Source organism: Streptomyces melanogenes (assembly GCF_014649795.1).
In the GTDB taxonomy this organism is placed as follows: domain Bacteria; phylum Actinomycetota; class Actinomycetes; order Streptomycetales; family Streptomycetaceae; genus Streptomyces; species Streptomyces noboritoensis.
This window is the reverse complement of sequence record NZ_BMTS01000068.1, coordinates 1-2,499: the sequence shown is the minus strand read 5'-3', so window position 1 is coordinate 2,499 and position 2,499 is coordinate 1. Positions and strand designations below refer to the sequence as shown.

Sequence of the window (2,499 nt, the reverse complement as noted above, 5' to 3'; positions counted from 1 at the left end):
TCTTCTCCGCAAGGCCCGTTGCTCAACCAACCGCATCAGCAGATGCGTCGCCGCCATCCACACCCTGATGACCTGCACATATTCAGGATGAAAGACGTTCACTGAACCTCTCTCATCCTGAATATGTGCAGGTCATGAGAGTGTGGACGGCCTGGACGATGATGCCGATGCGCCGGGTGGAACATCGGGCTCGGCGTAGGAGTCGCCATGTCTTGAGTTGGGCGAAGGCGCGTTCGCCGGGAGCCCGCAGGCGGGCGTGATCACGGTTGAACTCCTGGTGGTGCTCGGGTTGTTCGCGGTGGTGTTTGTAGGGGGTGCGGACGGTGGCACCGGCGCCTTGGTAGGCCCTGTCCGCGAGTACGAGGATCTGCCGTGTCAGGCACGCTTGGATGATGCCGTGGGCACGGGCCGCGGTCAGGTCGTGGGTCCGTCCGGGGGGTGGCCCGTGAGAACCAGAGCGGGGCGCCGTCCGGGCGGGCAATGACCTGGACGTTCATGCCGTGCTTCTTGTGTTTTTGGGAGTAGTACGGCTCGTCGGCCCGGACGCGGTCGGTCGGAATGAGTGTGCCGTCAACGATGACGTGGTCGCCTTCGCCGAGACCGGTGAGTGCTTCGTGCAGGCCGGGTGCCCATGAGGCAAGCACGTCCAGGGTCTCGTCGACGTAGCGCCAAGCGGTCGTCTCAGAGACACCGAAGCCCGCGCCGACCTGCGCGAATGTCTCGTTCTTCCGTAGGTGGGCGAGAGTCAGCAGCGCTTGCTTGAAGCACCCGAGCTTGCGCCAGCGGGAGTTGATCTCTGGCGGTGGTCGTACAGAGGCCAGGCCACGTGTTCGACGAGCTTGTGCGGCACGTCGATCGTGGCAGGATACGGAACCAACAGGGCCCCTCGTGTCGCCGGTGTGATGAGTGGAATCACCACGCCAACGACGAGGGGCCCTGCCTCGTCACCACGCCCGCTGACCAGCCCATTTCTGAACCGTTCCGGGTTCGGTAGAGATCTCAGATGTTGGTTGTGACCTGGGGTTTCGTGGTTGCTCGGTAGTGGTTGGCTTCGTATTCAGCGGGCGGGATGTGCCCTATCTCACCGTGGAGCCGGGTGTGGTTGTACCAGTCGGCCCATTCGGCGGTGGCCAGGTCGACCTGGGCGAGGGATCGCCAAGGCCGCTGCGGCTTGATCACCTCGGTCTTGAAGAGGCCGATCATGGACTCCATCAGCGCGTTGTCGTACGCATCGCCGACCGATCCGATCGATGCGGCGATGCCGGCCTTCTCCAAGTGCTCGGCCAGAATGAAAGACGTATATTGCGATCCCGCGTCTGAGTGATGCACCAACTCGCCTGGAATGGGCGGGTGTTGGTCGCGGTCGCGTTGCCACAGTCCCATGTCCAGGGCGTCCAGGACGAGCCGGGTCTGCTTCGTGGCCGAGGCGGCCCAGCCGACGATGCGGCGGGAGAAGGTGTCCACGACGAAGGCGACGTAGACGACGCTGGAGAACGTGGCGACGTGGGTGAAGTCGGCGACCCAGCAGCGGTTCGGTGCGCTGGCGACGAAGTCGCGGTCGACCAGGTCCGGCGCCCGTGGTGCGGAGGGGTCCGGGACCGTGGTGATCACCCTCTTGCCGCGGACGGCGCCGGTGATGCCGAGCTCGCGCATGAGGCGTTCGACCGTGCAGCGGGCCACGGTTCGGCCTTGGCGGTTCAGATGCCGCCAGATCTTCCTCGCGCCGTAGACACGGTAGTTGGCGTCGTACGCCTTCTGGATCAGGATCTTCAGTTCGGTGTCCCGAACAGTGCGGGACGAGGGTGCCGTCAGGCGTTTGTGGTGGGCGTAGTAGGTGGACGGGGCGATCTTGCAGTCGTGCTCGGTCAGAACGCGGCAGATCGGCTCGACTCCGCCGAAGCGGTCCCGGTGCTCGTCGATGAACGCTACGAGCGTGTGTGTGGCCGGTCGAGCTCGGCCGCGAAGAAACTCGCCGCGGCTTTCAGGATCTCGTTGGCCCGCTTCAGCTCGGCGATCTCCTTCTTCATCGCCTTGACCTGCGCGGACTCCTCCGTCGTCGTCCCCGGCCGGGTGCCGGCATCGATCTCGTCCTGGCGGACCCACTTGCGCAGCGTCTCGGTCGCGCCGATGCCGAGCTTCGCGGCGACGGCTTTCATCGCGGCCCACTCGGTGTCGTAGTCGGGCCGCACCTCGGCGACCATACGCACCGCACGACGGCGCAGCTCAAGCGGGTACTGGGAAGGACGTGCCATGACTCGATCCTCTCAAATGATCGAGTCTCTACCGAACCCAATGCCGCTTAGTTAGCGGTCTCCGGAGGGCTATCGTGGTGGCCATGGTGAGGGGCGATCCGAGACGTCAACCTGTGGCGGTCAATGGCCAGTTGACGGACTGTGTGGCCATCGGGGTACTCACGGAGCTGGTGCCCAGAAGGTTGGTTGATGAGGTCGTTGACCGGGCCGGGCGGCGGGAGCAGCGCGTCCGGCTGCTTCCGGCCCG

At 65.0% G+C, this 2,499-nt stretch carries 2 protein-coding genes and 1 pseudogene; 1 reads left to right on the top strand and 2 read right to left on the bottom strand.

Annotation, left to right across the window (positions count from 1 at the left end; all coding sequences use genetic code 11):
• Positions 1-112: 112 nt before the first annotated feature.
• Positions 113-919 (bottom strand): annotated as a pseudogene (locus IE252_RS42710) (IS5 family transposase).
• An 80-nt stretch (positions 920-999) separates the two neighbouring features.
• A protein-coding gene (locus tag IE252_RS42705; protein WP_190094913.1) for an IS3 family transposase occupies positions 1,000-2,252 on the bottom strand; the annotation gives its coding sequence in 2 pieces (ribosomal slippage) (positions 1,000-1,970 and positions 1,970-2,252; 1,254 coding nt in all).
• Positions 2,253-2,335: 83 nt separating this feature from the next.
• Here IE252_RS42705 and IE252_RS42700 point away from each other — a divergent pair.
• A partial coding sequence (locus IE252_RS42700) for a transposase domain-containing protein (RefSeq protein ID WP_190094912.1) occupies positions 2,336-2,499 on the top strand: 164 nt, incomplete at its 3' end.